At 50.5% G+C, this 3,918-nt stretch carries 4 protein-coding genes; 2 read left to right on the top strand and 2 right to left on the bottom strand.

The window, feature by feature from the left end:
- Together F8562_RS12285 and F8562_RS12280 are read left to right on the top strand one after the other, a co-directional pair.
- The coding region (locus F8562_RS12285; RefSeq protein WP_226789537.1) for an endo-N-neuraminidase at positions 1 to 1,855 on the top strand (1,855 nt) is incomplete at its 5' end.
- 13 nt (positions 1,856 to 1,868) lie between these two features.
- Positions 1,869 to 2,138: a hypothetical protein gene (locus F8562_RS12280; RefSeq protein ID WP_064342398.1), complete on the top strand. Its 270-nt coding sequence runs from the start codon at positions 1,869 to 1,871 to the stop codon at positions 2,136 to 2,138.
- Between the two features lie 29 nt (positions 2,139 to 2,167).
- Here F8562_RS12280 and F8562_RS12275 read toward each other — a convergent pair whose 3' ends face one another.
- Both F8562_RS12275 and F8562_RS12270 read right to left on the bottom strand, forming a co-directional pair.
- Positions 2,168 to 2,425: a hypothetical protein gene (locus tag F8562_RS12275; protein ID WP_064342397.1), complete on the bottom strand. Its 258-nt coding sequence runs from the start codon at positions 2,423 to 2,425 to the stop codon at positions 2,168 to 2,170.
- A 9-nt stretch (positions 2,426 to 2,434) separates the two neighbouring features.
- Positions 2,435 to 3,918 (bottom strand): hypothetical protein (locus tag F8562_RS12270; RefSeq protein WP_151891911.1); only part of this gene is annotated, 1,484 nt, incomplete at its 5' end.

Below are 3,918 nucleotides of genomic sequence, written 5' to 3'. Positions count from 1 at the left end.
AAACCTGGGTTCAGGCGAAATCCCGGGTACGTCTCTTGTACGCGGTTCTGACGGAGCAAGCCTTGATCAAGCTATTAAGTTTGTCACACCACTCCTGAAGCCCGGCGTTGAAAATGCTGAATTTAATTATTCAATTCTTCAGGCCGCTGCGGATAAAAATAAACAGCTTAGTTTGCCTGCCGGGGACTTTTATATTTCCCGGGCATTTGAAGCCGGTAAAGGGCAGGTAATCAGGGGACAGGGGAGTCCAAACTTTTCCCCGAATTGCTATACGCGTCTCATATGCATGACTGAAGGAGGTGGTTGCATCTGGTATACGCGTGATTCATCCACGGGTCAGGTGCGGATGCCGCAGATTTACGACATGGGCCTGACCGGTGATTATCCTGTCAGGTTTAATAACGAGCAAACAGCGATAATTAAAGACGATATATCGCTGTCAAATGTTCCGTTTGGTATGGTACCAGTCGTCAGGCGCTGCGCTATAAACCCGAGAGTTAATGGCACCGGAATTGGTATCTCATGGTCAAAGATGTTCGATGGCAGTATCAGCCTTTGTGAGATAGCAAACTTTGATATCGATGTACTGCTGAACGGGTGCGACCTGAACAGGGTGTCCATGAATCGCATCAGGAATGCCTGGCGCTATATGATTCTTGAATTAAGCGCCAGTACCTTCGGGTCTCAGAATGAAATACATCTTAACGATATCCTGCACGTTGGCTCGCCAAACTGCATCATGATTAAGACCACGGCCCGACATGCCCGTATTTATGACAACTATCTTGAACAGGCGACAGGGACCGACGGGCAGGCGCTCATAGGGTTTATTGATGCGACAGCCGTTGATGCGCCTGCTTACGCGGGAAACGTATCAGCCGGTCGTTACTCGACTATTATCAGGGATAACCGGATAGATGGTTTCTCAAAGTCTAAAAACTTTGTTTACAAATATCAGCCAAAGGGCCAGACGTACGGGGAAATTGTTGACGTATCAACAGTAGGTTCTAATGTCGGTCTGGGGTCAAATGCCCTGACACTGGTTGATGAGACTGGCGCGACGGTGGACAGTGTTCCGCTTCTGTATAATCAGCAGCAGCCGTGCTCGTTTGTCTTTAAAGGGCCACGTTTCGGTAAATGGAACGGGTATACCTCAGAGGGACAGTTTTCTGACGTTATCAATGGGCTGAATGTCGGCGCGTTCGGCACCTCTCTCTACGGAAACCTGCTGTCTGATTATCTGCGTGCCCGCGGTAATGAAATGGTGCTGATGGCGGGTTTCGCCAGCACCGGCATTTTTAGCTATGCTGCCTCATCTGGACTGTTTGAACCGGAGAAATCATACATCATCGAGGTGGAGGCATACTGCGCCAGCGGTACTGAAGACTTCACTTTCGGCGGTATTGTTTCCGGAACAGGTAAAGTCTCGACAACTTTCACGCTGTCAACGACACCCAGAAAAATGCGGGTGGAGTTCGTGACAGGAATTGCTGGCTCCTCAAACGGTATTTACTTCTCACGCTCAAATAACGGCGCGGATATTGTGATTAAGCGCGTCCGCTTCCTGAAGAAATACCTTCATGAAAATGCCATGACTCTCAGTGCATCGAAAACACTACAGATAACCAGCCAGTCCGGTGAGATTCAGATAGCCGCCAACGGTGGTTATCAGTTCCCTGCATACAAAATACTGAGATTCATCAATGGCTATCTGGTGGAGACATTTTCACAAATCAATAATGCCGCCCAGATAGATATCGCCTGGACATATTCATCAGGGTTCCTGACGGTAAACGTCACAGGCACAGGCGGCTCTAAACAACTGGCAGTCAGTCAGACCAGCCAGCCGGGATAAGCAGGAGAAAATTATGTCGTTCACAGTAACAAAAGAAGTCAAAGAACTGGTTTCGTATCCTGAGCTGGGGGCATCATGCCAGCTGGTTACGGTCAGCAAAGAGGTGACCTATTCCGCAAAGCGCCTGGTAAGCCTGTCAGATGCAGGAGCGCAGGTACTGTTCGATGTGTATGTGGGTGATTCAGTAACACCAGGAGAGCATTATCACATGTTCAGTTACTCCGGAGCAGGAAACCCGCTGGATGAGGCTGAAGGATCACTAAAAGAGTCGCTGGAAGCATAAAATCATCCCGCCATTACAGGCGGGAAATATCATTCAATTGTTAACTTTAGCGCTGCCTCAGCTTCAGATAACGGATCACCGGCACCTGAATAGGTAAATGGGATGTAATTTCTTACACCCTCAGTATCAGCACCTGACGTAACTGTATAAAACGCGATGCCGTTCTCCCCTTCAAGTTCGATCCTCTCGATGGTGTATGTCAGGCTAACTTTTAGTGTAGTGGTTCCGACTGCAATTCCATCCGCCGTCACCTGTTTAACCGCAACTTCTTTCTCTATTGTAAACATGGAAAATCCTTATTCTGTCAGAACGTACTGAACTGAGCCGTAAATAGTCAAACCTGTTCCGCCTGTTATTGAGAGAGCGGCAGGCGAGCTATTTGTCAGCAACAAAATATCTTTTGTGGTCGGGTTCGTTTGCGCGAGGATGATCCCCGAGCCGGCCCGACTGCAGATTATCGGGGACACCGTTAACCCCCCGTCGCTCAGTGCGGCTACTGTAAACGGAAGCCCTGATATCACTACCGCGCCACCTGTCGTCAGCGCCATTGACGTGGTTTCTATTCTGAATGTCGCATGCACTAACCGCCCTGAGCGGCGGTAGGTTCCCACCGTGGTATTCAGCGTCACGACGTCTGAACCACATTTGACAACCGGCGTCCAGACGCCCTTGTAATACTGGAACGTCTCCTGAGTGTTCTCAAAAAAACGTATCGGGCGCTGGACGCTGTACTGACGACGGAAATCATAGAGATATACCGTTTTCCCTTCGGCGCTGTTCCACTCTGCAATCTGCACGGCAGAGTAGTCTTCGGTGTCATCCCTGAACGGGTTGATGATGAGCGGGCCGTTGATTGTTGTTGGTTTCTGGCTGAACGGATGTGTAGCCACGCCAGCCGAAACGACAGTTCTGTCGACAGTGATACCACCCTCACAAACCATCGCGGGCGCTTTTGTCAGTGTCGCATTCCACGGGTCCTGATAGTCGGTATAGAACTGATTACCGGCAATGGTTGTCGTTGTGGTGTCAACGAGACATGTCTTTTCAACGTATGACGTGTGAATCACGTTGTAACTGCCTGCGTCGGTGTAGAACGGGACGCGGTGGGTTCCCAGTACTTTCACATCGTCAAGGCAGACCCCGTTCACCGCACGTCCATAGCGACTGAGGACGGTGAATGCCCGGCCCGCAATACCGGGAAACGAACGCGCTGAATAGCCGCTGGCGGTATTGTTTGTCAGCCTGCCGCCTGCGGAGGTTCGCGCCGAGTTGGCGGATTTATAGATATACGTATCGAACCACGTATCAATCGCCTCATCGGCAGGGCCAAACAGCCGGGGCTTGCCGTAAAAGTGATATTTCGTATACCGGATAGCATCAACCCAGCCCACTTTGAAAATCTCTGCCGCCGGATAGGGAGGGAGATACGGAATCGTGACCGCGGCATTTCGTTGCGTCCACGCCCCGCCATAGGCGTCTCCGGTAAAGCAATCACGGGCGACAACGAAGCCGTTGCAAACGGAGTCGGCCCCCATAAACCAGCCCGTCAGACAGCAATCACGGATGAGGAAATTATCTTCTGTGGACCGGTCAAGAACGCCATTCCCATAGCGACCGATAAAGAAGTTGCGCACACCGTGATTTACCAGCTGCGGGCGGATATAACCGTCTGATGAGTCACCGGAAATAAAATAACCAATGTGCTGGTTATTGTTAATCACAGGCGTATCCGAATCCCAGTCTCCGATTAACGCGCAGTTCTGCATACTGTCGCCGATAA

Origin of the sequence: Klebsiella sp. RCJ4, from assembly GCF_009025755.1 — a bacterium.
Lineage (GTDB): Bacteria > Pseudomonadota > Gammaproteobacteria > Enterobacterales > Enterobacteriaceae > Klebsiella > Klebsiella michiganensis.
This window is presented reverse-complemented; position numbering and strand designations above follow the sequence as displayed.